The organism is Paenibacillus zeirhizosphaerae, from assembly GCF_030705605.1.
GTDB lineage: Bacteria > Bacillota > Bacilli > Paenibacillales > Paenibacillaceae > Paenibacillus > Paenibacillus zeirhizosphaerae.
The window spans coordinates 780,836-807,068 of sequence record NZ_JAPCKK010000016.1; the positions used below are offsets into that span (position 1 = coordinate 780,836).

Here is a 26,233-nt window from a genome sequence, read left to right on the forward strand (position 1 = left end):
CTAAAAGGCCTCCTGGAACCGCAAACATGCGGAATTCCAGGAGGCCTTTGTCATACAGCTTTATTTATCCTTTGCTTTGCTCGATTTTCTCAGCCAATTCGTTCAGATAGGCCCAACGCTCCATAAGGTGCTCCAGTTCCTGCGCCGCCTCCGCCTGCTGAGTCAGCAGCTCTTGCAGGCGGGCCGAATCGCTGAATGAATGTTCCATGTCTACAGCGATCTGGGCGATCCGCTGTTCCGCCTTCTCTATCGTCTCATCGATCTGCTCATACTCTCTCTGCTCTTTATAGCTGAACTTCAGCTTCTCTTTCACTGGAGCCTTCACGATGTCTGCCACAGATTTCTCGTTCTTCTCTGCTTGAGCGGTCCGCCCCCTTGGCGCAGCGGACATCTGGGGTTTATCCAGCGCACTGCGGGCGATCCACTCGCTATATTCCGTATAGTTGCCCACATGCACTCTAACTTGACCGCCGCCCTCAAACGCAAATATTTTGTCAGTCGTCCGGTCCAGGAAGAAGCGATCATGGGAAACCGTGATGACCACACCCGGAAAATCATCCAGATAATCCTCCAGCACACCCAGTGTCTGAATATCCAGATCATTCGTCGGCTCATCCAGCAGCAGCACATTCGGTGCCTCCATCAGGACACGCAGCAGATATAGACGGCGCTTCTCTCCGCCCGATAAACGGGAAATCAAGGACCACTGCATGTTCGGCGGGAACAAGAATCGCTCCAGCATCTGCGCGGCTGTAATGGCGCTGCCGTCATCGGTGCGGATGACCTCCGCCCCTTCCTTGATGTATTCAATAACCCGCTGATTCGGGTTCATTTCCTGATGCTCCTGGGTAAAGTAACCCAGCTTAACCGTAGCCCCCAGCACAATCTGCCCGCTGTCCGGCTTTATTCGGCCTGCAATCATATTCAGCAGGGTGGACTTGCCGCTCCCGTTCGGTCCAACAATCCCGATCCGGTCCCCGGGTACGGCCGTGTAATCCAAATGCTCAATCAGTGTCCATCCGTCAACCGATTTGGAGAGTCCGTCAATCTCCAATATTTTTTTGCCCAGCCTTGTTGATGCGACCGACATATCCATGGTGCCTCCGCGCTGCTCGGGCTGCTGTTCCACCAGCTTTTCAAATCGCTCAATTCTTGCCTTCTGCTTCGTGGTGCGTGCCTTCGCACCGCGCCGAATCCATGCCAACTCATTGCGCAGCAGGTTTTGCCGCTTCTGCTCAGAGGCTGCTTCTCTTTCCTCACGCTCAGCCTTCAGCTCCAGAAATTTGCTGTAATTCGCTTCATAACGGAACATCTTTCCTTGATCCAATTCCAGCATGACAGTAGCCACCCGATCCAGAAAGTAACGATCATGGGTAATCATAAGCAAGGCACCGCGTCTTTTCTGCAAATACTGCTCCAGCCATGCCACGGAATCGTTATCGATATGGTTGGTAGGCTCATCAAGAATGAGCAACTCGCAGGGCTGAATCAGCGCCGCTGCCAGAGCTACCCGTTTGCGCTGTCCGCCGGAGAGGTTCTCCATCTTGGCATCAAATTGGGTAATGCCCAGCCTCGTAAGCACACTTTTCGCATCACTTTCCAGTTGCCATGCTCCCAGTGTGTCCATCTGCTGATTGGCCGACAGCAGCCGTTTCTGAAGCTCCTCGCTGCCCGAGTTCAGCTCCAGCAGCTCCATAACCTCCATATACTCCCTTACCGCCTTCATTTCCGGAAGCGTTCCCTGGAAAATCTGCTGCAGGACATTCGCGTCCGGGTCAAAATCAGGATTTTGGGCCAGGTACTGAATGCGAACATCGTTGTTGATGGCCATATTGCCGCTGTCTGGTGTATCCAGCCCTGCGATGACCCGCAAAAAAGTAGACTTCCCTGTGCCATTGACCCCCACGACACCAATTTTGTCGCGCTCATCCATGCCGAAGGAAGCATCTTGGAACAGTATTTTTTCTCCGTAGCTTTTTGAAAGATGTTCAATTGTTAATATATTCATCTATATTTACTCCTCACATCCATATATATCCCAGAACTAAAGCGACCAGGCCGCCTGCTATGGAGCTGATTATATTTACGGCGTCATTGGTCATCCATGACCATCCCCGTGCCTTCTCCGTCGCCTGGCCGCAATGCGTGCTGACCTCCACTTCACGTCCGCAGACACGGCAGCGGCTCATGTATTGTACTGTTGCTCCCAGGTATGAATCGGCAAAAGCACCCGCGGCCCCGGCTATGCCACCGGTCATGATCCACGCCCACCACGACAAAATGCTCTCGCCAAGAACATACAGAAACAACCAGGCACTTAGACCAATCAGAGCCCCACCCGCCACGGCCGCGCTGGTTCCCAGAGCAGATACGCCCCCAGAGGTTCCGGGAGGAAGCGGACGCCCATTCAGCACCGAACGCGGGGACTGGCGGCTTAAGCTTCCAATCTCGGTTGCCCAGGTATCCGCAGTCACCGTCGCCATGACCCCGATAAAGAGAAATATCCAGGCCGGATGAGGCCAGACAGCATAACCAGCACACAGCAGCATGCCAAGCCCGCCGTTGGCAAACACCTGACCGGCATCCCGGTTCCCCGTTTTGGCATAAGATTTCTCCAGCTCTGCCTTACGCTCCTGCTTATATCTCGACAACAGCGTGGACGTTATAAAAAATACCAGTAAAATACCAAACCAGAACAAATCCCCGGCTCCGTAGTAGACCGTGCCCATTACAAAGGCCGCTGCAAAACCGGACAAAGTCAGTGATTTCTTTCGATATGCAGCCCCTCCGACAAGAAGGGCTCCCGCCGCTCCAATCAACCAGTCCACCATATACCTCCTATCAAGTCCAGAACCCGCCTGCGACAATACGTTCGCAAACCTATTAACGATTATACCATGTTACCTGTCACCCAGGAAAAAGGGGGATTCCGCTAAAACATAATTTGAAATTCAGGGGCAGCAACGATTGGAGGAAGGACTCGTTCCCGCAGTGTCTCAGAGCATGAATAAAGGGAGCCCCTAGGTCAATCAACCTTTAAGGACACCCCTGATTAAGATAGTACAATTATTCCATTAACCGATCGTGCAGGCTCCCTGTATTTCATCGGCCCAGCGCAACTCCAGCACATCGCCTTTAGCCACCGGCCCTACACCGGCCGGAGTCCCGGTAAAGATCAGGTCTCCCTTGCCCAAGCCATAATGGTCGGCAATATAATCCGCAATCTGCTGCAAGGAAAAGATCATGTCTTTCACATTGCCGCGCTGCACCTCAACCTCATTTTTGCGTAGTGAGAAGTCATGGTTCAGCAGGGCTGCTTCGCCTGCGAACGACAGGAAAGGAGTAAGCGGAGCTGAATTTTTGAAGGCTTTAGCTGCCGTCCATGGAAGCCCTTTTTGCTTGATGACGCTCTGCACGTCACGAAGTGTAAAATCGATGCCAAACGCAAACGCCTCGATGCATTCATCCACCTTCACACCCCGCTCATAGCTTCGTCCCAATCTGACCACAAGCTCGGCTTCATAGTGTAGCTCACCCTGATCCAAAGGAAGCTGAAGTGCTTCCCCATTCATGGGAACGACTGCATGTGACGGTTTGAGGAATATCATCGGTGTTTCCGGTACGGCATTCCCCAGCTCTTCCGCATGCAGCCTATAATTACGTCCCACACAGTACACGTTACGTATTTCTCTGTTCATCGAATCAGCCACCTTTTTATTGTTAATAGTGTATTGCCGAGCAAGCTTGTTCCGTTAACCGCCTGATCCCATGTCTCAGGCCGGTTCGTGCAAATCATCAGGTCAGGGTGGAGGGAGACGAGCCTGCGAATGGCTCCCGCCTGATCCGCCGTCCAGGCCATCACCGCAACCCCCTGCTTGGTCATTTCAGTCATAAGCTTGGCATCAATCTTCGGATAAGCCATGGACAGAAAAGAGCATCCCAGTGATGAAAGTCTCGTCGACAGATCGGCTGGCCGAATATCCGTAATCAGACCTGTACCGATACCCGGCATAAGCTCCTTCACCCTGCGCAATGCCTGCTGGTCGAACGATGTCAATACGACATCCTGCTCCATACCGCGTGAAATAATCAGACGGAGCACCTCCCTTTCCAGCCCGGGATACATATCTCCCGTAGTCTTCAGCTCAATGTTCAAATGGACTTTGCCCTTGCACAGATCAAGCACCTCCACGAGCGAAGGAATCGGTTCGCCACGGTAGCGAAGACTCTTCCAGGAGCCCGCATCCAGCCTGCGCAGCTCGTCCCAGGACTTGTCTCTGACTAGACCCGTCCCGTTGGTCGTACGCTCCAAACTAAAATCGTGAATGACTACGGGCACGCTGTCCCGTGATAACTGTACGTCCAGTTCTATCCACTTCACAAAAGGAAATTCCATGGCCTGCCTGAACGCAGCCAGCGTATTCTCGGGAGCTGAATAGGAAGAGCCCCGGTGAGCCACGCAGAGATTATGCATTCTGCTCCCCCTTAGACACGATAGTTGCCTGATATGAAATCAACCTGCCGACGCTCTGCCCTTGTTATCGATGCTTATATTAGAAGAGGACATTCCCTCTACCTTTTTGAGGATTTTGGCAGATTTCTCTCCATACAGCGGTATGGGCTGCCCTAGCGCCGCCCTGAAGGGGATCAGCTTCATGGTACATGCGCCTTTTTTGGTACAGGATGCCTGAAAAACAGCCGTATCCCAGGTAGCTTCTGTTAATGATTTAGAAAAAATAAAATTGCCGGTACTGTAAGCGATCCATTTGCCTTTATACTTCTCCAGTCCTTGCAGGACATGCGGATGGCTTCCAATTACGAGATCCGCCCCTGCATCAATGAAGGCATGAGCCAGCTCAGTCTGATGATCCTCAAGGACAGATGTGCGTTCCTTGCCCCAATGTGCTGTTACGATCACCAAATCGGCCTTCTTACTGGCCATACGAATGGCCTTCAAAGCGGCTGCCGGATTGTAAACTCCCGCTACCCCCGCACGATTCACGCCAGCATACCAGCTCGCCTCGGGGATCACTCGGCTGTAGCCAAGCAGTGCAATGGTCATTCCGTTGCGCTTCACATATACCGGAGCATAGGCTTCCTGCGCATTCTTGCCGGCTCCCATAGAAAGAATGTCGTGATCACGCAGATGAGCCAGTGTATCCTGCAGTCCTTGGATACCTTGGTCGAGAATATGATTATTGGCTAGACTTACAACGTCCATCCCGGCAGCCGCAAGCTCAGGAAGGGCCTCCGGCGATGATTTATATATGTAGGTTTTATTGGCGGCACCTGTGCCTCTGTCCGTTACTGGTGTCTCCAAATTGCCCACCGTCAAATCATCTGACCTGAACAGGTTGCCCAGCCGCTTGTATGGATAATCATAGCCCTTTTCCTGCAGAAGCTCCTCCACTTTACCGGAAAATTGTATGTCACCGACAAAGTTGAAAGTTACATTGTTCGAGCCAGATGATGAATATGCCGTCAGAGTCGGCAATCCGACGATCATAAACAACAGGATAATATTGATTGCGGTCACAGCTCTAATCTTTTTGCGCCGCTGCCGCTTCTTCAGAGCTTCTCGCTCCTCGATTCTTGAGGGGGGCATAACTCCTCCTTGTTTTAAACTTTGTATTTCGGACTTCTTCATTATATATCATGATTCTCCGCAAAGAGAACCCCCGCCGAACACTTCACTCGGCGGGGGCTACTTGGAGTTATTCAATTGAGTTGCTTCCATTTGTCGATAATGATATCGCTCAACGTTTCCATGTATAAAGGATCACTGTTCAGCGAATCGATACGCATCAGCCGCATATCCAGCTCCCTAGCCACCGCCTGTGCCTCGATATCCAGATCGTACAACACTTCCAGATGATCGGATACAAAGCCGACAGGCGCCACCAGCACATCCTCCACCTGCTCCTCGCTGAGCGTATGGAGCGTCTCCAAAATATCGGGACCAAGCCATGGTTCAGCCGTGCGCCCAGCACTCTGCCAGGTGAACTGCCAACTGCTGATCCCGGCACGCTCGGCCACCACCCTGGAAGTTTCCATAAGCTGATCAACATAGGGATCACCCGCCGAAAGAATACGTTCCGGCAAGCTGTGGGCGCTGAACAGTACACGAACCGAATCTCGATGGGCACCTGCCTCCTCGAACAGATCCAGCTTGGCCGACACTCTTTGTACTAGAGCCTTGATCAATTTCGGATGCAGATGGTAGCTTTCGATAAAGGCCATGTTCAGGCCAAGTTCCACTGCCTTCTCTTGTGCCCGTTTGATATAACCGCCCACGCTCATAGAAGAATAGTGTGGAGCCAATACAATACCGATCGCCTGCTTGATTCCGTCGGCAGCCATTTGCCCGATTCCGTCCTCAATAAAGGGCCGGGCATGCTTTAAGCCCTGATAACATACAAACTCGACATCAGGATTGCGATTCTCACGGTTCAGCGTCTCCTGCAGGCTATGCACCTGACGGTCCGTATTTTCGCGCAGCGGGAATACACCTCCGACAATCGCCTCATACCTGTCCTTCAGTTCCTTAAGCTGCTCGGCTGAAGGAGCGCTGCCGCGCCGGATATGCGTATAATATGCCTCTACCTGATCCAAACTTTCCGGTGTGCCATACGACATGACAAGTACGCCTACAGTCTGCTTCAAGTTATATTCACCTCTTTTGTACTTCTTTTTGTGCAGGTTTTATAGATTGTACTGGCCTACCCGCTGCCTGATCATTGTGGCAGAATACTCATGCACGTAATGAGTCAGTTCTCTCAGCTTATCAAGCGAGGCCTCCGGAAAGAGTCCGTGCCCCAAATTAAAAATATAGCCGGGTGCTTGCACTCCCTCGTCCACAATCGCTTTGGCCTGCTGTTTAATTACATCCATAGGTGCCGTTAATACATAAGGGTCCAGGTTGCCCTGAACTGCAAAACCATCGTTCAGCCGTCGGCGACCTTCCGCAATGGATACGCGCCAATCCAGACCAATGACATCTGCCTCAAGCTTGTGCAGCAAGGGCAGCAGCTCACCCGAGCTGACACCCGGAAAGTAAATCTTCGGCACCTTCAGGTCGGACAACTCATGAAATATCCGCTTGATTGTAGGCAAAACGTATATTTCGAAGTCTTTCGGTGCCAGTGCCCCGACCCAGCTATCAAATAACTGGAACGCCTTACCGCCGTTCGCTACATGGGCGCGCAAATATGTAATGACCATATCCCCTAGCTTCTCCATTAAGCGAAACCACACCTGTGGCTCACTGTACATAAGCGTTTTAGTATGAATGTAACCTTTGGAGGGACGCCCTTCGATCAAGTAGCTGGCGATCGTAAACGGTGCTCCGGCAAAGGTAATGAGCGGGACCTCAAGCTCCCGGTCGAGAATTTGGATCGTTTCCAGGATGTGAGACAAGTCCTTCTCCACATCGATCGGCTTAAGTCGGTCCACATCATTTGCAGTTCGAATCGGATTTTCTATGACCGGACCAATGTTTTTGACAATATCAAAATTTACGCCAAGGGAGGCGACCGGATTCATAATATCAGAATAGAGAATAGCAGCATCGACACCCAGCTTCCGAACAGGCATCATGGTCACTTCAGCCGCCAGCTCGGGCTGCCGGCATATTTCCAGCAAGGAGTATTTCTCTTTGATTTTCCGGTACTCAGGATCGTACCTTCCTGCTTGCCTCATGTACCAGACGGGTGTGTGGTCCACATCCTCCCCGAAGCAGGCACGGATAAAATTATCATTGTAGGTCATTGGCTTGAGCCCCCAGTTCGAGTGTAAAACCTATACATTTATTATGCCCTTTTTAAAAGTATGTAACAACCAGGCTTTCCGGCTGAACGATGACAATCCGATGACAGTTGGATAAAGTTTCAATGAAGTGTGTTATACTAAAAAGACATGTTTTTTTCAAGGTTTTCCCAGACTACGGGCGGAAATTCTCGATTAGCCCTCCACGGCGAAAGGAAGTGAGCACCATGAAGACGTGGCAGGTGAATCTCATCGTTCTCTGGTTTGGCCAATTTTTGGCCAATGCCGGCATGACGATGATTACCCCGTTTTTATCTCTTTATCTCGCGCAGGATCTGAATGTCAGAGGAGAGCAAGAGATCGGCTTATGGGCAGGTGTGATCTTTGCCGCGAACTTTCTGACATCTTTTATATTTCAGCCGCTGTGGGGCAAGCTTGCAGACCAGTATGGACGCAAAATTATGCTGCTGCGCTCCGGCTTTGGCATGGCGTTGGTGGTCGCCTGCATGGGCTTTGTCAATCATCCGTGGCAGTTGCTTGCTTTGCGCCTGCTGAATGGTACAATTTCCGGATTCAATCCGGCCGCCATTTCGCTCGTATCCAGCACGACTCCCAAGGAGCGAATGGGATTTGCGATGGGCATCATGCAGTCCGGACAAATGGCAGGCACGATCCTGGGGCCGCTGATGGGCGGATTTATGGCGGACTGGCTCGGTTTCAGGCCCATCTTCTTCATTACAGGCGGGCTGATCTTCTCCGCATCTCTGCTCGCACTGTTTCTCGTAAAGGAGAATTTCAGCCGCGCGGAAGCCGCCAAGGCTCCACAGACGTCGGTGCTGGCCGGACTCCGCGAGCTGAGCCATACGCCGCAGCTGCCGGCGCTGTTCACGGTCACGTTCCTGCTGCAGTTTGCCATGATCAGCACGGTATCCCTACTGCCGCTCTATGTGCAGGATTTGTACGGCTCTGTCGAAGGCATCGCTCTCGTGGCAGGCTTCGTTACGGCGGTTACCGGCTTGTCCAACATGATTTCATCTCCCATCCTGGGCAGGCTCAGCGACCGCATCGGGGCGCACCGGATATTGACATACGCCCTGATCGGGGCAGCTCTGATGCTGATACCACAGGCGTTTGTCCAAACCATATGGCAGCTCGTCGTCGTGCGTTTTATGATGGGTGTGTTTATGGGAGGGCTGCTGCCAAGCGTCAATGCGCTGATTCGCTCCTATACGCCTGAAGGCATGGAAAGCCGGGCGTTCGGCTTCAATACAAGCGCGCTCGCGCTCGGCAACATGCTGGGGGCCGTCATCGGCGGTTTGCTGTCAGGCTTTATCGGCATTGAAGGCCTGTTTATCATGTCAGGCGTCATGCTGCTGATCAACACGCTGTGGGTAAGGCTCAAGCTGTACGGCCGCCACAGCGGACAGGCCCATCATTTTCGGTAATATTTGCGAAAGGACAGCCCAGCTCTTCTTTTCACAAGCACAAAAGGAGCTGTTCCTAAAGTGTTCGCATAACATGGGAACATCCCATTTTACAACACGAAAAGGACCCTGATTTCCACTGTATAATGGAAATCAGGGTCCTTTTCAAAGAAATCCATTTCAAAGTAGGAATTTAGTTTAAGTAGGTATAGGCCCGCTGCAGCGGAGAGAACGAAGCAATTCCGGAAAAGCGGAGCGTTCGCCTTTGGCCCGGAGGGTCAACAGCGATTGTAGGAATGCTTCGTTCTCGGAGCGCCCCAGTACATCTAAAGTCCGCGAGCCTGTCATTTCACCCGGGCCAAAGCCAATCCATCATAGGCAGGGAGCAGAGTACTTTCCAACCGTGGGTCTGCAGCGATCATTTCGTTAAATCGTCTGACTGCCTGCACCGACGGACCATTTTTATCGGCATTCAGCGTGCGTCCTCGGAGAAAGCAGTTATCTCCTGCGATGACTGCCCCGGGGGCAGCCAGCTCGATGGCATACTCCAAATACACCGGATAGTTTTCCTTATCGGCATCGATAAAGAAAAAGTCGAAGGTTCGTCCTTCTTCCTTCAGTTGCTTCAAACTGTCCGCAGCCGGACCGATCCGGTACTGCACCAAGCTCCCAAAACCGGCCTCCTCCATATGACTGCCGGCCAGACGGGCATACTCTTCTTTTAATTCCAGCGATACGATGCCGCCATTTCCGGACAGCCCGCGGGCCAGGCATATACCGCTGTATCCCCCAAGCGCTCCGATCTCCAAAATGCGCTGTGCGCCGGAAATCCGAACCAGCAGCGTAAGCAATCGCCCATAGGCATGGGCTACAGATACCTCGGGCATGCCCTGCTCCACGATGGCCGCCTTGACCCGCTTCAGCATTTCATCTTCTTCATATAATTGATCTACATACTGATCAGGAGTCACCATTCTTAAATCTTCCCTTCATTTCTATTGTTCTTCTATCATAAGACAATTGTCTCTCCCCGCACAATCGCCTATACTGAAGAGATTGAATTACACAAACAGGATATCTTAGTCCTGCTTGGCAACTAACCGGATGGAGTGGATTGATTTCATGGCCCAACTGCAATTGATTGCTACTGCGCCGATGGGGCTGGAAGCCGTCGTAGCGCGTGAACTGAAAGAATTAGGATATCACGATCAGACCGTCGAGAACGGCCGTGTTGTATTCAGCGGTGATTTCATCGATATCTGCCGCTGCAATTTGTGGCTGCGCAGCTCGGATCGTATTCTCGTAAAGATGGCTGAATTTGAGGCCACCACCTTTGATGAATTGTTTGAAGGCACCAAGGCCGTTCCTTGGCAAGACTGGATTCCTGCCGATGGCGAATTTCCGGTGGAAGGCCGCTCCCACAAATCCCAGCTTAGCAGCGTTCCTGCCTGTCAGGGCATTGTGAAAAAGGCGATTGTTGAAAAGCTGAAGGAGACCTATCATACGGAATGGTTCCCGGAGGACGGACCGCGATATGTCATTGAAGTGATTTTGCTGAAAGACCGTGCCCTGCTTACGTTGGATACCACCGGAGCAGGACTGCACAAACGGGGTTACCGCAAGCTTATAACCGAAGCACCGCTTAAGGAAACACTGGCTTCTGCCATGATCCAGCTCAGCCGCTGGACACCGGACAGGCCCTTCTATGATCCTTGCTGCGGCTCGGGCACACTGCTAATTGAGGCCGCCATGCAGGCCTGGAACCTTGCTCCCGGCCTACGCCGCTCCTTTAACTCCGAGCATTGGCCGGTGATAGGCAGTCAGTTATGGGATGAGGCCCGCAACGAGGCCATGGATCTGGTGCGGGACGATGTAGAATTTCAGATTTCGGGCAGCGATATCGATCCGAAGTCCATAGAAGTCGCGCAGGCAGCCGTCAAGGCTGCGGGCTTGGCAGGCGAAATCAGGCTTGATGTGATGCCTGCAGCCAAAATCAGACCGGAGGGTGAATATGGATGCATGATAACCAATCCGCCGTACGGGGAGCGCCTTAGCGACGAGCCCGAAGTGGAGAAGCTGATCCGCAGCATGGGACGTACCGCAGCAGGCATGCCGACATGGTCCTTTTTCACCATCAGTCCCACGAAGCAATTCGAGCATTATTGGGGGCGTAAAGCGGACAAACGGCGCAAGCTGTTCAACGGCCGCATCGAATGCCAATATTATCAATACCTGGGCCCACTCCCTCCGCGGCACAGGCAGCCACAGCCCGAAAATTAAAAATCCATTGTGAAAGAGAGCGGATCGCACAAGGTCCGCTCTCTTATTTTCATTCCATGTTGAAAAGAGACGCGCGCAGGATATAATAAATAAAGGCAAAACCGGCTTTTACACAGAGAATACATTCTGTTTACAAAGTAATAGAGTAAAAAAACACTCTGAGACCGGTTAGATTGCCAAAGGGGGAAATGCAAATTGAATAGGTATCATTCTGGCTTCTGGATATTTGCCGTGCTAATTCTATGTAAGCTGGGGCTACTCCACGCTCAACTGGATGCCCAAAATATCGATATGAATCCGCTGGATTACGTCATTGCCTTGGGTTCACTGCTGCTGGTCAGCTTCTGGACCTTTTGGCTGCCGCCGCGCGGGCGGCTTGCGGCAATGGCAGTATTGAATGTACTGCTGACTGCTCTTATCTATTCGGATATGGTCTATTACCGCTATTTTGGAGATTTTATCACCATTCCCGTGTTGATGCAGGCTGGTCAGGTCGAATCGCTTGGAGGAAGTATCGCGTCCCTGATTCATTGGTGGGATATCTTCTTCTTTATAGACTGGATTCTCTTTATTCCATATTTGGTATGGAAGAGCAGACTTCGCAGCAGACGGTCGAACAGTTTGTTCAAGGGCCCTGTTTTTCGTAATCATGGTCAGCGGGCTGGCAGACGGATTCTGCTTCGAATCGGCAGTGGGCTGCTTGCTTTTGGTATAGGCTGTATTTTGACCTTCGGCCCGATCAAGCTGTACACCTCTACATGGGCTACAGGCCTGTTTGTAGGCAATTGGTGGTCACTGGCGCTTTATAATGTTACAGGACTTCTCGGGTTCCACGGATACGACGTGTACCGTTACGGGAAGGAGCATTTAGGCCCGCAGCCCGTACTCGGTCAGAGAGAGATGGACAAAGATCAGGCTTGGTTTGATGACCATCAGAAGCTGATCCATGTGGAAAATGAAACTTATGGAAAATATAAAGACAGCAATGTTATGGTCATTCAGGCCGAAGCCTTTATGAACTTCTTTATCGGCAAGCAGATTAACGGGCAGGAGATTACTCCCCATTTCAACAAGCTGATGAAGGAAAGCATGTATTTCAGCAATTTTTATCACCAGACAGCCCAGGGACGCACCTCTGACGCCGACTTTTCGGTGCAGAGCTCTCTGCATCCGCTGCAGACCGGATCGGTATTCATCCGCTATCCGGATCATTCCTACGATGTGCTGCCTACCATTCTGAAGCGGGAAGGGTACAGTCCTAATGTGTTTCATGCTTATGACAGCAGCTTCTGGAACCGATACACGATGTACAAAGCTATGAATTACGACCATTTTTACAGCAAAAAAGATTTTGTCATTGATGAACCGCTCGGCTGGTCGCTGGGAGACAAGTCCTTCTTCAGACAGTCGGTCAGCAGGCTTGAAGAACTGAACAGTAATCCCTTCTATGCCTTCATGATCACTTTGTCCAGCCATCATCCATATAATATCCATCCGGATGGCAGCGGCTTGGACACGGGAGAATTCGACGGCACCATGTTCGGTGATTATCTGGAATCCGTACATTATGTGGATCAGGCTCTCGGGGAACTCGTGGCACAAATGAAAGCCAACGGAATGTGGGATAACACCATTCTGATGTTCTATGGGGATCATGACAACTCCATCCAGGACAAGGTGATGTATGAGAAGTTCCTGGGCAAATCCCTGACCGACCTCGACATGCAGCAAATTATGAATCAGGTACCCTTACTTGTGCATATGCCGGACGGAGGCAGTGCCGGCGTATATGACGAACCGGCTGGTCAGTTGGATATTACCCCTTCTGTTCTGCATTTGCTGGGCATTTCCTCGGAGCCCTATCATTTTATGGGCAATAATCTGTTCAGCGGCAAACCGCGGATGGTCATACTCCGCTCGGGAGCTTTTACGGACGAAAAAGTATACTACATCCCGTCCAAGGATAATACCTTCCTGAATGGAACATGTTACGATTTAAGCACGGGGAAGCAGACGGATATTCAAGCCTGCGGTCCGGGCTATCAAGAGACGCTGAATCGGTTTACGGTATCCGACCAGGTCATCACCTATGACCTGATCCGCCGCTGGAATCCCAAGGCCATGAACGCAGAGCCAATTTCTTCATCGCCGTGAATATACCCTATACTTAGTCGGGCACGAAAGCAAAAAAATCGAGAACTGGAGAAACCCACTCCTGTTCTCGATTTTTTTTACCTCATGAGAAAACGCCGAAGATTGGCGTTTTCTCATTTGAGCATTTTTAAGTAAGGATATGCACGTTGCAGCGGAGAGAACGAAGCAATCCCGGAAAAGCGGAGCGTTCGCCTTTGGCCCGAAGGGTCACAGCGATTGCAGGGATGCTTCGTTCTCGGAGCCTTTCAGAACATGAAAAGGCGCTGTATCCTGCACCTTTATTTCAAACCTGTCTTTTTAACGGAATCGAGCCTGCGTTCCTCGGTGGCCATCATGTCCTCCGCCGCCTCCATCACATCGTCCCCAAGGCTTTCCTTGGCCTGCTCCAAGGCATGCCTCGCATGAACCCGGGAGTGCTCAGCCTGCTCCACAAGCTGCTCGCTCGGATGTGACATGGCCTGTGATACCGCATTATGAAACCTGTCCACCGAGTTTTGCGTTTGGGCGGCAGTGCTCTGATTTTGCAGATTGGAATCGTATTGCGACATTACCAGATCCCCTTTCTTACTAATGAATATCCGACTGTTAGCATGGACAGAAGGGAGCAGGACTATGCAAAAATCCTCGTTGCCATCACATTGGCAACGAGGATTTCTGTTGAAAGCTTATACATGTTAACCTGAGAAGGCCGGATCAAGCTTTGACGCTGGGCTGCTTGATAAAGGCTGCAGCCTTGGCCAGCACTTCGTCCTCTGTCGGTGCACTCACATAACGCCCGTTCACATACACAAACGCACGCTTTCCGCAGGGCCCGCAATACGATTTGCAGCCGATTTTGATCTCGGCATCAGGCGCCATTTTCTGGAGCTTTGGAACAATCGTCTTCATCCGGACGAACTGACATTTATCACATACGCGAATATCGTTAGCCATAATTCATCCTCTCCGTGTGGCCTTAATGATCGCCGTGATTGCCCATCGAAGGATTCGTAATCACAAAGCCCTCCTCAGGGAAATACAAGTAGTCGATTTTTACGCCGTCCAGAAACGGCTGACCTTCTTCAAGAATAACGTCAATGCCTTTATCTGTAGAGACAACGGTGTCTCCGTCCTTCGGTGTATCGAGATCAAGACCATAGTGTGCATGGTCGCCATGCGCGTGGGTTACGACCACTCTAAGCAATTTTCCGCTGTTCTCCGGTTGATCCAGTTCAAGCTTGAGCACTTTGGCCGCGTTGCGTGTAATTTTGCATTTCATTTGATTCAACTCCTATTGGCAGCATAATTTATAACGATTCAGGATGTGCAACACCCCTGATAGTTAAAGTCAATATTCCTATTGTAATGAATAATTTGTAGAATCGCAATACTAGTTATTTGGACAAAATGCGAATATTGTTCATTCGCCATGGTTACGGCTCGGCTCGGAAAGCTGGGGATATTTTCGTTCCATTCGAGTCACGAACCAGTTCATCAGAAGCATGGTCACCCCAATATCGTCTAGAGGCATAAACGGAATCGGAATGATGATGTCCGGCAGCACCCAATACAGCAGCGCGGGAACAAAAAACAACAGCTTGTCCCCAAGAGATACATGAGAAGAAATAAACAGGCGGGGAAGACGACGAAATACATGGGTCCACTGCCGCAGAGACCCTAATTTTCTCCATTTCATGGACATCACTCCATTCCAGCGTTCTTTGCAGCCATCTTAATATAAGCCTTCATGTATAGCATACCCTATTCATATAAAAATGAAGAAGACCGGCGAAAAAACAGCCTTCCTCCCGGAAGCGCTGCTTTCTCGTTAGTTGAAATACGCGAATTTCCACAAAAGGTGTCAAATCATGATTCGCTAAAACCGGAAAGTGCGGCTAACAACACCTGTTCTGTTTCTCTGTATAAGCTGTCATAATCATGCAACGGGAGCGGGTTGACGCCCTCCCCTAACTCCACCGTAAAGCCGGGCCTGCCGAATTCAAGAATGAACCAGTCCTTGTAGCCTGCATCGCTGTCCATAAGCTTGACGGTCCTAAGCCCTGAAGCAGAGGCCAGCCTTTCCCCCCAAGCCAGACTGTCCGCAGGCTCTCTGTCCCGATAATTCCAATAAATTTCGCGCCCCTGGGTATGAAATGAAATCGCCATGTCCGGCAGCAGGCGGCGTGTCCAATCGACCAGAGCGCGTGCTTCCGGCTCGGACAGCGGCTCTGGTCCGCCATAATCGCGCGGACCCGGTCCTGTCATGCCCCGCCGATGCAATTCATCCTGCCAATAAGCCGGAAACTGGTCGTTCAAATCGATTCCGCGAATATTAGCCTTCCATGAGCTGAAATCCGTGCTTTTCTGATTCCATTTCAGTAAATTATGCCGCTCAGGATGATCATCCCCCGCACCCGCAATCGCAAGCTCCACGCCGTCCGGATTGACCATAGGTACGACACTTAGCGTAACATCCTGCAGCCACCTGCCCGGCTCACGCCCTTGGAGCCTCTTCCCATCTGCTATGGCTGCTGCATAACATTCCAGAAAACGCAGCACACAGGGCGCGGTAATCCATTCATTCGCATGCATGGCGGCATTCACGACGATTTTGTGCTTGCCTTCACCAAGCTCCACACAGGGTATCGTTCTCTCCATCACACTTTTGCCTATGCAAGTCACTTTCACAAAATTATATTTTTCACGCAAATGCCCAATATCTTCTATTAAATGCTCATACCGGTATTCCCCACGCAGCTTTACAATCCCGACATCATCAGAACGAACACCAATCTCTCTCATCCCTATTCCTCCCGGCAGCATGACTCCGTTCTTCGACTTTAGTTCAATATAGCTCTATATTCCAATTTATGCCGGACCGCCCAAACCGTGATTATCAAGAATAAAGTAACAGAATGCACATGAAATGAAAAAAAGCCGTCCTGAAAGGAACGGCAATATTAGAGCTTCGGAAGCCTGTATTCATGGCCCTCCAAGACGAGTCACCTGCCATAAGACAGGGATGTTGCGGATTTGCTCCCCAAGCCACTGTCTCGCAATACGCCGGAACAGAAGAGGGTCCCCGGAGCAATAAAACTGATGAATCGGCAGTGTATCCCCGGTGGCCAGCTTTCCCTTGTTATAAAGTATTGTGCTTGTCTCTCTTGCCGTTTCATCAGCGGAGCTGATCAGCTTGACCTGATGACCCATTATTTCCTGGATCGTATCCTTCAGAAAAGGATAATGGGTACACCCGAGAATAAGACAATCAATGTTGTGATTTCTCATAGGCAGGAGTGACTCTTTGATAATCCGTGAGGTACTGTCCGACCAGAACTCCCCCCTCTCCACAATGGGAACGAGCGACGGACAGGCCAGACTAACTACGTCGATATAAGGAGACAGTTGCTTCAAGGCTGTGGTATATGCGCCGCTGCGAATGGTCCCGACGGTACCGATGACTCCCACATACCCCGTAGTGGTTGCGCTGATGGCGGCACGGGCTCCGGGATGAATGACTCCGATTACGGGTACGTTGACCCTGCTGCTGATGTCGTCCAGTGCCGCTGCCGTTGCCGTGTTGCAGGCAATGACAATGACCTTGGGATCAAATTGAATGAGAAAATCAACGATCTGCCCGGTGAATTTCAGAATTTCATCAGCCGGACGTGGTCCGTACGGGGCCCGCGCGGTGTCTCCGAAGTAAATGATCTTCTCACGTGGGAGCTGCCGCATCACTTCCTTGACAACGGTCAACCCCCCCACGCCAGAATCCAAAATTGCAATAGCCTGCTGCACGAACACACCGCTTTCCTCATGGTTGTTATCTCACTTTTGCTATCACCCTTCTACATAACTTATGTGAGCCAAATTGAAAAGGTACGTCAAAAGTGAACAAAAGGCGGCTCGCCTATTCAGGCCATGGCTGTGTACCATCAGCGGCATACAAAAAGCCGGACTCATTTTCCGAAGAACGAGTCCGGCCGCGGGGTTCAGATATAGTAGCCTTCGTTGCTTGTCTTGCGGTCTTCAGACTGCTCCTTATCAACCGCTGAAATAATTACCTTCTCTTCTTCCTCCTGCTTACCATACGCCTGGCGAACCTCCTGAACCGCATAGGAAGTCGTATCCTTCACGATGTCCACAAGCTGAAGGCCCGCTGTACCGATTTTATCCGCCACAGACAATCCTGCTTCGCTGAATTGCTGGGTGCAATCCGCCAGATCCTTGCGCAGCTCGCGTCCTGATTTCGGTGTCAGCAGCAATGCTGCGGCTGAACCAAGGATCGTACCGGCAATAGCACTCCACATCATGATTTTACTCTTCTCATTCATAGTCCATCTCTCCTTCGGCCGGACTCCGCTATGGAAAGAACCTTGCCGAACAAGTGCGCTCGAGGCTTGATTATGAATCGCCCCCGTTAACGGCGCTGTTTCTCCGGGCGGATGCCCATCGTTTTAATGCATTATAAGCAGGATGGGCTTGGCTTGATACAAGAGACATGTTATCGACCTTAACTCTGGCGGGGAAAGATTTTGTACCTACAGCAGCGGCCGCCTTCCGCCAAACAATCGGTGCGAAGAACCTCCGCTTCCAGCAATTCCTCGAACATGTGATGCTCACACTCGCAGGCTTTGCGGTAACGGTTCGCTGCCTGGGCAATCGGACAGTTATACTCATAAAATGTGAAGCTTCCGTCTTCTTCAGTGTTCCAGTACGTCATATAACCCGCAGCATGCTGTATTTCAGCCAGCTTTTTGATCCGTGCCGGCAGTGCATTGCCTTCAAGCTGCGGTTTATAGCGACGGATCAGCTTGCGCTTTCTTCCTTCGAAAAGGGCATTGACAGCCGATGCCCCCTGAAGCTCATTCAGCTCCTCCAGCAGATCCACCAGCAAATGGTCATAGTTGCGCGGAAACTGCTCATCTCCACGTTCACTTAGACCAAATTTGTAGACAGGTCGTCCCATAGCTTGGCGTACAACTGTGACCTCCACAAGACCTTCCTGCTCCAAAGCCTTCAGGTGTCTTCTGACCCCCATCTCAGTAATACCAAGTTCCGCTGCGAGGGACGAGACTCCCAAAGACCCTCTGGTTTTCAGCAAGGTCATAATCAAACGTCGTGTAGACATTTCAGGTACCGTATTCATTACATTCTCCAGACCTTTAACCACGCGCCGGCTGAGGGCCCAACTCACGGTTGAGATAACCTTCCACGCCAGCTCCAAACCGCTCCAGCACCTCAGGCAGTAACGGAGTCAGCTTATGTAGTTCTGTACGGTTCCAGCGGAAATACTCCTGAACCAGGGGCTTCCGCAAGGATACCAGCTCATAAATCGGTGCAAAGACAGAATCATCAATCACTTTCTCCTCATGAATAATGCTGATGATGTCTTCATAGCTGCTGGCGTCACGCATAATAAAACCGTCAATCAGGTAGCTGCCTGCATCCGTTACCGTTTCAATCGCCAAATGCAGGCAGCGTTCCTGCACCAGTCCTTGCATAAAATCGCCTGTCCAGGAAGATGTTACCTGGCGCAGTCCTTCCGCAATCTCAGGAATTGCCTTGAGACGCAGCTCAATCTGCTCTCTGTTCACATAGTACATGGTGCCGCACCTCCTTCCCGGCAGAACGAATGACTGCCGTCAAACCGGTCATTTACGGTATGCCGGCATTTCAATCCTGCCCGATTCCAGTCAGATTTCGTAGTCAACTGCAAAAGAAACATCCTTTACTTCATTGATATGCTGAACGATTTCCTGATGAACCGGGTGAACCTGATAAGCCTGAAGATCTTCAAGATTTTCCAGCACCGCCGTCAGCGAAATATCAAAGGAACGTTCAGAACGGATCATATCTATTCCTACTTCCAGCGACAGGACCTCTTTAATTTTGCCGTTCATGCTGCGCAGCACGGAGGCCGTATGTGCAACGCTTTCAGGAGAGCGGTCTTTCAATTTGAAGAACACGATATGTTTAATCATCGGACAAACTCCTTATTCCTAATTTGAACAGCTTGTCCTGAAATTTTATCACAGTTCTCCCTAAGAGGGGAAGATGCCGCAGCACCCCCCATTTATCCATAAGTTTGAAGTTTAGTTATCTTTATCCTTCGTATTTCTCTCTTGCTTGTCCCTCATGCCCGCAAGCATATCCCTGAACATAGGGGGAAGCGGCAACCCTAGTACATTGAAATTCTCTGCAATGGAAATGACTTCGTTAAACAAATAAAAATAAATGGCACCTGCTTGTACGGCATCAATGCCCAAGAGCAGGTCGATTTGATGGGCAAGGCTGACTACCATCAGCATGATTCCTTTACGGGTTAGGCCCCAAAATCCCGTCTTGCTGCTCAATCCCTTCCCCGATTTAATCGCTGCCGCTATCCCGGTAACACAGTCTATAGCCATCGTTACGATAAACACCCCAAGCAGCGGGTTCCATCCCCCGAAGGCATAGGTGATTATCCCCCCTGCCACAGCACAAAAGATATTGATTAACGGGTGATTCATCGTCGTCCCCCCTTCCATTCAAACCTGTTACATTATATGTAAATCGAGGGAGAATGGAAGCTAATTTGTCCCTGAGCCGCACTAAAATTAATAGATTCATAGAAACCCGTGCCAATTACCCTTCATATAGTAATAAGGACCCTATATTGTGCAAATCTAATCTATGACAATAGTTTTATAAAAAATTGATTCGGCCGTACACTTGCAAAATGCCCTGTGTGTATTGTAGTATTTGTTTAAAAAAATCGGAGGATATATGCCTAAACAACAAGAACGACATTCCATTCAGGCGTGGTCTCTGATCAACCGCAAGTATTTGGGAAAGGGTGTGCGTGTTAAGCGCTTTCGTAGACCAACCCGCTGTCAAATACGTAACAGGGTTCTCCTAGCAGTGCTGATGGCTAACGACATCAAGCTATCGCAGCTTGCCGAAGAATTATCCATTTCATCCCGGAGCGTCAGCGCCTGGGTCTATGAGGGACGTATTCCCGGCAATACAAACTTGGAGAAAACATGCCGATTGCTTGGTTATCCACGCCATATTCTCTTTAATGAGGATGTGGTGCGCGGTTGTCCGATTATCTGTCAGCCTGCCCCTTCCCGTTTCATGAAGAGGACGGTAACACGATCCCCAGTGAAAAACCGAATTTTGGCTGGATTATGTATGGTTCATGATCTGTCTGTGACCGATGTGAGTCATTGGATCGGTGTCCATCCGGGAACATTCCGCAAATGGCTGCATCAAGGCACAGTGCCTTCGCAGGCGTTTCAGGATCAGGCGGAACAATTTTTCCGCATCCCTAAATCCATTTTGTTTGCAGACGCCATACTGGCCAAGTAAGTAAGCTTCTGTCTGAGGCTACATTTTTTAACATTTTAAAATTGTGCAGGTTATTTCATCCACTGAAGCACAATGAGCACTGTCAGCCCAGGGGCCAACAGTGCTTTTTTATTTTGTGCAGAGGATATCGTCACTTTTGGGGGATGTTTTATTATTTCACCACGGTTTCCGCTGAATGCGTCGCTTCTTCCTTCAAAGATTTGAGACGCTTCATAACCGGATTCTCCCCGCGTCCGAAGTAATCATGCAGCCTGCTGTATTCGGTGTATAGTTTATCGTAGACAGCGGCATTCTCAGGGATCGGCTGATAGCTTTCTTCACGCACACGGGCCATATGACGGGCTGCCTCGACGACATCGTCATACCCTCCAGCTTGCGCTCCAGCGGCCACAGCAGCGAACATCGCCGCTCCCAGAGCCGGTGTCTGGGTGGAGGCGGCCACCTTGATTTCCCTGCCGGTCACATCGGCATAAATTTGCATCAACAGTGCATTCTTCTGCGGTAATCCCCCGCAAGCATACAGTACGTCCACAGGCACGCCGTTATTATGGAACGCATCAACGATTTTGCGTGTACCGAATGCCGTTGCTTCCAGCAATGTACGATAGATTTCTTCAGGCTTGGTAAGCAAAGTAAAGCCCACAATCAGACCGGTCAGATTCGTGTCCACGAGCACCGAACGGTTGCCGTTCCACCAGTCCAGCGCCAGCAGACCGGTCTCACCCGGCTTATACGCGGCGGCTTTACGTTCGAGCAGCGCATGGACTGAAATGCCTTCGGCATCTGCTTCCTGCTTCACGGACTCGGGAACTCCATGCTCCACGAACCAGGCGAAAATATCTCCCACCGCAGACTGGCCCGCTTCGTATCCGTAGTACCCGGGAATGATGCCGTTCTCGACGACACCGCACATCCCCTCTACTTCCTTCTCCTCCTCGCCCAGCAGCATATGGCAAATCGACGTTCCCATGGCCATCACAAGCTTGCCAGGAGTCACCACGCCTACCGCAGGTACAGCAGCGTGAGCATCGACATTGCCGACTGCGACTGCCGTCCCTTCGTTCAATCCCATCAGAGCCGCCATATGTTCGGTCAGACCGCCGGCACGACTGCCAAGAGCATAGATTTCCCCTCTCAGCTTCGTGGCTGTAAGATCTTCGAGCCGAGGATCCAAGGCTTTGAAAAATTCACGGCTTGGATAACCTTCACGATGATGATAGATCGACTTATAGCCGGCAGTGCACTGATTGCGCTTCAGTTCACCACACATCTGCATAATGACCCAGTCGGTCGCTTCAACGAAGCGGTCCGTTTTCTCGTAAATGTCCGGTGCCTCATTTAAAATCTGCCAGATTTTCGCGACCATCCATTCGGAGGATATTTTACCTCCATAGCGAGGCTGAAACGCCTCTCCACGTTCGGAAGCGATTTCATTTAAACGATCAGCCTCATCCTGGGCGGCATGGTGCTTCCACAGCTTCACCCAACTGTGCGGATCTCCCTTCAGCGACTCGTCAAAACACAGCGGTTGGCCTGCGGGATCAATCGGCAGCATCGTGCATGCCGTAAAGTCGATGCCGATGCCGATGACATCGGCCGGGTTAATCCCCGATTCCTTCATGACCGCCGGAACGGAGGTCGTCAGAACTTCAATGTAATCAGCCGGGTGCTGAAGTGCCCAGTCCATTTCGAGCTTGCGGCCACTGCCGGGCAGCACCTCATCAATCACTCCGTGCCTGTACGGTGTCACATGCGTTGCAATTTCGGCCCCGTTCGACAGGTCGACAAGGACAGCGCGACCGGACTCCGTGCCGTAGTCCACGCCAATTGTATATTTACTCATTTCGCTTCCTCCTTCTTCACTTGGCCGTAATAAGCGCCCGCTCCATGCTTGCGCAAAAAGTGCTTATCCAATAAATGCTGATCCATCGATTCCAGCCCCGGATTCAGCATCAGCGAACGATAGGCCATCTTCGCCACTTCTTCAAGAACGACAGCATTATGGACGGCATCGTCCGCGTGTTTGCCCCAGGCAAACGGGGCATGCTGATTCACAAGCACACCGGGAATCGTCATAGGGTCTCGATTGTCAAAGGTCTCAATAATGACATGCCCTGTCTCCAACTCGTACTCCCCTTCGATCTCTTCCTTCGTCATCGGGCGTGTGCACGGGATGCTACCGTAGAAGTAGTCTCCTTGTGTCGTTCCCAACGCGGGGATTTCCCGACCTGCCTGTGCCCAGCTTGTTGCCCAGGGTGAATGGGTATGAACGATACCCCCGATCTGTGTAAAAACCCGATACAGTGCCAGATGAGTCGGTGTATCCGACGAAGGACGCAGATCCCCTTCCACTACATTACCCTGCAAATCCACAACGACGAGCTGATCCGCTCTCATTTCCTCGTAGGAGACACCGCTCGGTTTAATGACCACAAGTCCCTGCAAGCGGTCGATTCCGCTGACATTCCCCCAAGTAAAGGTAACCAGGCCGTGCTTTGGAAGGGCAAGATTAGCCTCCAATACTTCCTGCTTCAAGCTCTCGAGCATGTATTAGACACTCCTTTTCTTATTGAAGTGATTGATTTCGCTTTCATTATACACTTGTACGTACAACTTATCCAGCATTTTTTGCAACCGCATTCTCATTTTTATCGGATCAGAGTTCATTGCAGAATACGGTTGAAAAACAAGACAAAAAAGCCTCTTTCCCAAAATAGGGAAAAGGCTTGGTCCAAAGCATATTTACAAGTTGTTCAGATCAAAAAACGCCCAAAGCGGAGCTGAACAATTAACTTGTCATTACATTTGATACAAAAGCTATAGAAGATTAACCTTCCTTGTGAAACGCGGCGGTTGATTCACGCACGATCAGCTCGGGCGGTATGATCCATTCATGATTCCGGGTCAAGGGATCGCCACCTTGGATCATGGATAAGATCATATCCGCCGCTTGCCTGCCCAGCTCCTCCTTCGGATGCTTCAGTGTAGTGAGCTTGATTTCCGTAGCTGTAGCGAGGAAGGAATCGTCAAAACCGACCACCGATAAATCGGCAGGGATAGACAGTCCCTTCGACCGTACGATATCCAACAGCCGCACGGCCAATTCATCATTATACGTTACCCAGCCGGTAGGACGCTCCTCAGGCACCAGGTCCAGCAGCACCTTGGCACGCTGCAATGGACCTTCATTTTTATCCTCTGTTCTGTAGGTGAACACGGCGTCAGGATGCAGTGTCACGCCGTATTTGCGGTGCGCTGCCACAAAGCCTTTCATACGCCGGATTCCTTGCATATCATCGGTCTTAAAAAAGCCAACAAGCCGGCGGTGTCCCAGCCTGATCAAATGCTCTGCAGCCATATAACCTCCGCGCTCATCATCCACTCGAAGACAGGGCGCATCCATCTCCTCATACCGTGCGTTAATCATGAGATAAGGCAGCCGCCGGTTCTCCATTGTCAGATAATAACTGAGATTTGGATTGCGCTCCCCGCTCTTGGTCGGCTCCACAATCAAACCACTCAGCGGCTGATTCAGCAGCATCTCCAGGCACTGCCGTTCCTGCTCAGGGTGATTGCCCGTGCTTGACAGCAGCAGCTTATACCCTTCCTTGCTCAGCCTGGACTCGACTCCCTGTACGATAAGGGGAAAAATATAGTCAGATATGTAGGTTGTTACGACCCCGATCGTCCGGGGATTTTCCGGCAGCTTGGCACCCGGGACAGCAACGAACGTGCCTTTGCCCTGGATTCTGGTGAGCCATCCCTCCTGAACGAGCTCTCCAAGCGCCTGTCTTACAGTCTGGCGGCTTACACCAAACTGTTCGGTCATTTCATGCTCGGAAGGAAGCTGGCTTTCAGGAAGCAGCTTAGACGAATGAATCCAGGAGAGGATCTCCTGTTTGACTTGAATATATTTAGCGGTCATAAGCTCCTCCGTGAGTACAGTTGTGTTGAAGGATTATACCACACTTCACAGTTGTACGTACAATTAACTAAATAGCTCATTGGCAAGACGTCACTGCCGCTCATTCATATACTTTAAGCCGGTGTATCTGTTGCGTAGTGTATGCGCCGTATGAAGCGCACGGTCCAGTTGCTCCGCGCTGACGCCAAGCTCGTCTATCGTAGCCGGACCGCCGACCTGATGGAGCCAGGAACGCATCTGTTCCGTTGACGGAAGACTGCGATATACTTGGAACGCCTCAACATGTTCATGCTCCGCCAGCTCTTTATACATATCCGCCAGAAGAGCCGAGGCCACCCCGACCTTCGCCCCGTGAAGAATCTGCTTTCTTCCTTCCGCAATCAGCTCCATTTCAATGCGGTGAGACACATGATGCTCTCCTCCGGATGCCGGGCGGGAATGATCAATAATGAGCATGGATATGCCGGAAGCAATCAGCGCATCCATCAGAATGCCCGCTCCCTCCGTGCTGCCTTGTGCGATCGCGTCCACTCCGGTGACGCAAGCCTCCAGCGCTTCCTCGGTAATACGACTGCCGAGCGAGCAAAAGGGCTCATGCCCCAAATCCCTCGACACATGCCAATCGGCCAGCGAGGTATATTTGCCCAGCATGTCGCCAAAGCCGGCCGCCGTCATATTTTGCGGAGCCGCTGCCAGCACGGACAAATCGGCAAAGATGGCTTCCGGCGGCACAGCCTGAAACGTCTGCTTGGTCCCATCCACAATCAGCGGCGCTCCTGCGGAGGTAAAGCCGTCTACGGAAGCAGCCGTCGGTATGGAAATGAAGGGACGCCCCATTTTATAACAGACAAAACGGACAAGATCGTGGATCGTGCCGGAGCCAACAGCCAGCACTGCTCTACTGGCATCCGCGACATCAAGCAGCACCTTCACAATATAGGACTCATCTGCAACGACATCCCCAACGCTGTTCCCTTGAAGCCGTATTTCATCAGCCTGCAGTCCTGCTGTGCGCAGATCGCTCAACACCCGTTCGCCGGCTGCCTTGAAGGTTGGATCATCATTAACGACCGTAACATGGCCGTAGCCTTTGCGCTGCAGGTATGGAGCAACCTCACTCAGGGCACCATCATGCATGTGAATCTGCATGTCCACCACACGATGCGGGTTTCCGCAGGGACACTGTCTCGCTTCTTCATTCCACTGCTGGATGCGTTCGTTCAAATTCATCGCCATACTCCTCCCGGTCTGGAATATTTCACACAAGAATGTAAATAATGATTAGCATGAACAGTAAATCAAACGCTTTCTTAATCTAATTGTACGCACATGTACCCATAAAAGTCTACTGCAT

Annotated in this window: 27 protein-coding genes; 4 read left to right on the forward strand and 23 right to left on the reverse strand. The window is 51.1% G+C overall.

Annotated elements, in window-relative coordinates; translation table 11 throughout:
• Window positions 1-64 precede the first annotated feature (64 nt).
• From OIN60_RS13315 to hemE, 7 genes are all read right to left on the reverse strand, one after another.
• Window positions 65-2,008 carry an ABC-F family ATP-binding cassette domain-containing protein gene (locus OIN60_RS13315; protein ID WP_305755332.1) on the reverse strand — a complete coding sequence of 648 codons (1,944 nt, stop codon included), beginning with the start codon at window positions 2,006-2,008 and terminating at the stop codon, window positions 65-67.
• Window positions 2,009-2,021: 13 nt separating this feature from the next.
• The gene (locus OIN60_RS13320; protein WP_305755333.1) at window positions 2,022-2,828 is read right to left on the reverse strand and encodes a DUF92 domain-containing protein; all 807 of its coding nucleotides are present in this window, start codon (window positions 2,826-2,828) and stop codon (window positions 2,022-2,024) included.
• 246 nt (window positions 2,829-3,074) lie between these two features.
• Window positions 3,075-3,698, reverse strand: a complete 624-nt coding sequence (locus OIN60_RS13325) for a fumarylacetoacetate hydrolase family protein (protein WP_305755334.1) — start codon at window positions 3,696-3,698, stop codon at window positions 3,075-3,077.
• Window positions 3,695-4,474, reverse strand: coding sequence for a glycerophosphodiester phosphodiesterase (locus tag OIN60_RS13330; protein WP_305755335.1), 780 nt, complete (start codon window positions 4,472-4,474; stop codon window positions 3,695-3,697). Before OIN60_RS13330 ends, OIN60_RS13325 begins: the two co-directional genes overlap by 4 nt.
• Before the next feature lie 39 nt (window positions 4,475-4,513).
• Window positions 4,514-5,605 carry a CapA family protein gene (locus tag OIN60_RS13335; protein ID WP_370872484.1) on the reverse strand — a complete coding sequence of 364 codons (1,092 nt, stop codon included), beginning with the start codon at window positions 5,603-5,605 and terminating at the stop codon, window positions 4,514-4,516.
• 113 nt (window positions 5,606-5,718) lie between these two features.
• A complete protein-coding gene (hemH, locus tag OIN60_RS13340) occupies window positions 5,719-6,663 on the reverse strand; it encodes a ferrochelatase (protein ID WP_305755336.1) in 945 nt (314 codons plus the stop codon).
• A gap of 39 nt (window positions 6,664-6,702) precedes the next feature.
• The gene (hemE, locus tag OIN60_RS13345; protein ID WP_305755337.1) at window positions 6,703-7,767 is read right to left on the reverse strand and encodes a uroporphyrinogen decarboxylase; all 1,065 of its coding nucleotides are present in this window, start codon (window positions 7,765-7,767) and stop codon (window positions 6,703-6,705) included.
• Between the two features lie 224 nt (window positions 7,768-7,991).
• Here hemE and OIN60_RS13350 point away from each other — a divergent pair, with 224 nt between their 5' ends.
• Window positions 7,992-9,209, forward strand: a complete 1,218-nt coding sequence (locus OIN60_RS13350; protein WP_370872486.1) for an MFS transporter — start codon at window positions 7,992-7,994, stop codon at window positions 9,207-9,209.
• 323 nt (window positions 9,210-9,532) lie between these two features.
• Here the strand turns inward: OIN60_RS13350 and OIN60_RS13355 are convergent, their stop codons facing one another.
• Window positions 9,533-10,162, reverse strand: a complete 630-nt coding sequence (locus tag OIN60_RS13355) for an O-methyltransferase (RefSeq protein WP_305755339.1) — start codon at window positions 10,160-10,162, stop codon at window positions 9,533-9,535.
• A 148-nt stretch (window positions 10,163-10,310) separates the two neighbouring features.
• Here OIN60_RS13355 and OIN60_RS13360 point away from each other — a divergent pair, with 148 nt between their 5' ends.
• Window positions 10,311-11,468 (forward strand): THUMP domain-containing class I SAM-dependent RNA methyltransferase, encoded by a 1,158-nt coding sequence (locus OIN60_RS13360; protein ID WP_305755555.1) that lies wholly within the window; start codon window positions 10,311-10,313, stop codon window positions 11,466-11,468.
• Window positions 11,469-11,663: 195 nt separating this feature from the next.
• Window positions 11,664-13,622, forward strand: coding sequence for an LTA synthase family protein (locus OIN60_RS13365; RefSeq protein ID WP_305755340.1), 1,959 nt, complete (start codon window positions 11,664-11,666; stop codon window positions 13,620-13,622).
• Between the two features lie 278 nt (window positions 13,623-13,900).
• Here the strand turns inward: OIN60_RS13365 and OIN60_RS13370 are convergent, their stop codons facing one another.
• The 11 genes from OIN60_RS13370 to OIN60_RS13420 all read right to left on the reverse strand — a co-directional run bounded on the left by OIN60_RS13370 (window position 13,901) and on the right by OIN60_RS13420 (window position 20,113).
• Window positions 13,901-14,170 (reverse strand): hypothetical protein, encoded by a 270-nt coding sequence (locus OIN60_RS13370; protein ID WP_305755341.1) that lies wholly within the window; start codon window positions 14,168-14,170, stop codon window positions 13,901-13,903.
• 145 nt (window positions 14,171-14,315) lie between these two features.
• Window positions 14,316-14,555 (reverse strand): YuzB family protein, encoded by a 240-nt coding sequence (locus OIN60_RS13375; protein WP_305755342.1) that lies wholly within the window; start codon window positions 14,553-14,555, stop codon window positions 14,316-14,318.
• Window positions 14,556-14,577: 22 nt separating this feature from the next.
• Window positions 14,578-14,880: an iron-sulfur cluster assembly accessory protein gene (locus tag OIN60_RS13380; protein WP_305755343.1), complete on the reverse strand. Its 303-nt coding sequence runs from the start codon at window positions 14,878-14,880 to the stop codon at window positions 14,578-14,580.
• A gap of 141 nt (window positions 14,881-15,021) precedes the next feature.
• Window positions 15,022-15,297, reverse strand: coding sequence for a hypothetical protein (locus tag OIN60_RS13385; RefSeq protein WP_305755344.1), 276 nt, complete (start codon window positions 15,295-15,297; stop codon window positions 15,022-15,024).
• A 170-nt stretch (window positions 15,298-15,467) separates the two neighbouring features.
• A complete protein-coding gene (locus OIN60_RS13390) occupies window positions 15,468-16,403 on the reverse strand; it encodes a M14 family metallopeptidase (RefSeq protein WP_305755345.1) in 936 nt (311 codons plus the stop codon).
• A gap of 180 nt (window positions 16,404-16,583) precedes the next feature.
• Window positions 16,584-17,399, reverse strand: a complete 816-nt coding sequence (racE, locus tag OIN60_RS13395) for a glutamate racemase (protein ID WP_305755556.1) — start codon at window positions 17,397-17,399, stop codon at window positions 16,584-16,586.
• A 194-nt stretch (window positions 17,400-17,593) separates the two neighbouring features.
• Window positions 17,594-17,935, reverse strand: a complete 342-nt coding sequence (locus OIN60_RS13400; RefSeq protein WP_305755346.1) for a YtxH domain-containing protein — start codon at window positions 17,933-17,935, stop codon at window positions 17,594-17,596.
• A gap of 179 nt (window positions 17,936-18,114) precedes the next feature.
• Window positions 18,115-18,750, reverse strand: a complete 636-nt coding sequence (locus OIN60_RS13405; RefSeq protein WP_305755347.1) for a helix-turn-helix transcriptional regulator — start codon at window positions 18,748-18,750, stop codon at window positions 18,115-18,117.
• Between the two features lie 16 nt (window positions 18,751-18,766).
• Complete coding sequence (locus OIN60_RS13410; RefSeq protein ID WP_305755348.1) at window positions 18,767-19,207, reverse strand: DUF86 domain-containing protein; 441 nt, start codon at window positions 19,205-19,207, stop codon at window positions 18,767-18,769.
• A gap of 90 nt (window positions 19,208-19,297) precedes the next feature.
• Window positions 19,298-19,585: a Dabb family protein gene (locus OIN60_RS13415; RefSeq protein WP_305755349.1), complete on the reverse strand. Its 288-nt coding sequence runs from the start codon at window positions 19,583-19,585 to the stop codon at window positions 19,298-19,300.
• Window positions 19,586-19,696: 111 nt separating this feature from the next.
• Window positions 19,697-20,113, reverse strand: coding sequence for a phage holin family protein (locus OIN60_RS13420; protein ID WP_305755350.1), 417 nt, complete (start codon window positions 20,111-20,113; stop codon window positions 19,697-19,699).
• A 256-nt stretch (window positions 20,114-20,369) separates the two neighbouring features.
• Between OIN60_RS13420 and OIN60_RS13425 the strand changes: the two genes are divergently transcribed.
• Window positions 20,370-20,954: a helix-turn-helix domain-containing protein gene (locus OIN60_RS13425; RefSeq protein ID WP_305755351.1), complete on the forward strand. Its 585-nt coding sequence runs from the start codon at window positions 20,370-20,372 to the stop codon at window positions 20,952-20,954.
• 151 nt (window positions 20,955-21,105) lie between these two features.
• Here OIN60_RS13425 and OIN60_RS13430 read toward each other — a convergent pair whose 3' ends face one another.
• From OIN60_RS13430 to OIN60_RS13445, 4 genes are all read right to left on the reverse strand, one after another.
• Complete coding sequence (locus tag OIN60_RS13430; protein ID WP_305755352.1) at window positions 21,106-22,797, reverse strand: ribulokinase; 1,692 nt, start codon at window positions 22,795-22,797, stop codon at window positions 21,106-21,108.
• Window positions 22,794-23,501 carry an L-ribulose-5-phosphate 4-epimerase gene (gene araD / locus OIN60_RS13435; protein WP_305755353.1) on the reverse strand — a complete coding sequence of 236 codons (708 nt, stop codon included), beginning with the start codon at window positions 23,499-23,501 and terminating at the stop codon, window positions 22,794-22,796. Before araD ends, OIN60_RS13430 begins: the two co-directional genes overlap by 4 nt.
• A 280-nt stretch (window positions 23,502-23,781) precedes the next feature.
• A complete protein-coding gene (locus tag OIN60_RS13440) occupies window positions 23,782-24,879 on the reverse strand; it encodes a GntR family transcriptional regulator (RefSeq protein ID WP_305755354.1) in 1,098 nt (365 codons plus the stop codon).
• Between the two features lie 90 nt (window positions 24,880-24,969).
• Window positions 24,970-26,109 (reverse strand): sn-glycerol-1-phosphate dehydrogenase, encoded by a 1,140-nt coding sequence (locus OIN60_RS13445; RefSeq protein WP_305755355.1) that lies wholly within the window; start codon window positions 26,107-26,109, stop codon window positions 24,970-24,972.
• Between the last annotated feature and the right edge of the window lie 124 nt (window positions 26,110-26,233).

Excerpts from the sequence above, each read along its gene's own strand:
- OIN60_RS13315 (WP_305755332.1), bottom strand. The coding sequence starts at position 2,008 with ATGAATATATTAACAATTGAACATCTTTCAAAAAGCTACGGAGAAAAA.
- OIN60_RS13325 (WP_305755334.1), bottom strand. The coding sequence starts at position 3,698 with ATGAACAGAGAAATACGTAACGTGTACTGTGTGGGACGTAATTATAGG.
- OIN60_RS13330 (WP_305755335.1), bottom strand. The coding sequence starts at position 4,474 with ATGCATAATCTCTGCGTGGCTCACCGGGGCTCTTCCTATTCAGCTCCC.
- OIN60_RS13335 (WP_370872484.1), bottom strand. The coding sequence starts at position 5,605 with ATGCCCCCCTCAAGAATCGAGGAGCGAGAAGCTCTGAAGAAGCGGCAG.
- hemE (WP_305755337.1), bottom strand. The coding sequence starts at position 7,767 with ATGACCTACAATGATAATTTTATCCGTGCCTGCTTCGGGGAGGATGTG.
- OIN60_RS13350 (WP_370872486.1), top strand. The coding sequence starts at position 7,992 with ATGAAGACGTGGCAGGTGAATCTCATCGTTCTCTGGTTTGGCCAATTT.
- OIN60_RS13355 (WP_305755339.1), bottom strand. The coding sequence starts at position 10,162 with ATGGTGACTCCTGATCAGTATGTAGATCAATTATATGAAGAAGATGAA.
- OIN60_RS13360 (WP_305755555.1), top strand. The coding sequence starts at position 10,311 with ATGGCCCAACTGCAATTGATTGCTACTGCGCCGATGGGGCTGGAAGCC.
- OIN60_RS13370 (WP_305755341.1), bottom strand. The coding sequence starts at position 14,170 with ATGTCGCAATACGATTCCAATCTGCAAAATCAGAGCACTGCCGCCCAA.
- OIN60_RS13375 (WP_305755342.1), bottom strand. The coding sequence starts at position 14,555 with ATGGCTAACGATATTCGCGTATGTGATAAATGTCAGTTCGTCCGGATG.
- OIN60_RS13380 (WP_305755343.1), bottom strand. The coding sequence starts at position 14,880 with ATGAAATGCAAAATTACACGCAACGCGGCCAAAGTGCTCAAGCTTGAA.
- OIN60_RS13385 (WP_305755344.1), bottom strand. The coding sequence starts at position 15,297 with ATGAAATGGAGAAAATTAGGGTCTCTGCGGCAGTGGACCCATGTATTT.
- OIN60_RS13390 (WP_305755345.1), bottom strand. The coding sequence starts at position 16,403 with ATGAGAGAGATTGGTGTTCGTTCTGATGATGTCGGGATTGTAAAGCTG.
- OIN60_RS13400 (WP_305755346.1), bottom strand. The coding sequence starts at position 17,935 with ATGAATGAGAAGAGTAAAATCATGATGTGGAGTGCTATTGCCGGTACG.
- OIN60_RS13405 (WP_305755347.1), bottom strand. The coding sequence starts at position 18,750 with ATGAATACGGTACCTGAAATGTCTACACGACGTTTGATTATGACCTTG.
- OIN60_RS13410 (WP_305755348.1), bottom strand. The coding sequence starts at position 19,207 with ATGTACTATGTGAACAGAGAGCAGATTGAGCTGCGTCTCAAGGCAATT.
- OIN60_RS13415 (WP_305755349.1), bottom strand. The coding sequence starts at position 19,585 with ATGATTAAACATATCGTGTTCTTCAAATTGAAAGACCGCTCTCCTGAA.
- OIN60_RS13420 (WP_305755350.1), bottom strand. The coding sequence starts at position 20,113 with ATGAATCACCCGTTAATCAATATCTTTTGTGCTGTGGCAGGGGGGATA.
- OIN60_RS13425 (WP_305755351.1), top strand. The coding sequence starts at position 20,370 with ATGCCTAAACAACAAGAACGACATTCCATTCAGGCGTGGTCTCTGATC.
- OIN60_RS13430 (WP_305755352.1), bottom strand. The coding sequence starts at position 22,797 with ATGAGTAAATATACAATTGGCGTGGACTACGGCACGGAGTCCGGTCGC.
- araD (WP_305755353.1), bottom strand. The coding sequence starts at position 23,501 with ATGCTCGAGAGCTTGAAGCAGGAAGTATTGGAGGCTAATCTTGCCCTT.
- OIN60_RS13440 (WP_305755354.1), bottom strand. The coding sequence starts at position 24,879 with ATGACCGCTAAATATATTCAAGTCAAACAGGAGATCCTCTCCTGGATT.
- OIN60_RS13445 (WP_305755355.1), bottom strand. The coding sequence starts at position 26,109 with ATGAATTTGAACGAACGCATCCAGCAGTGGAATGAAGAAGCGAGACAG.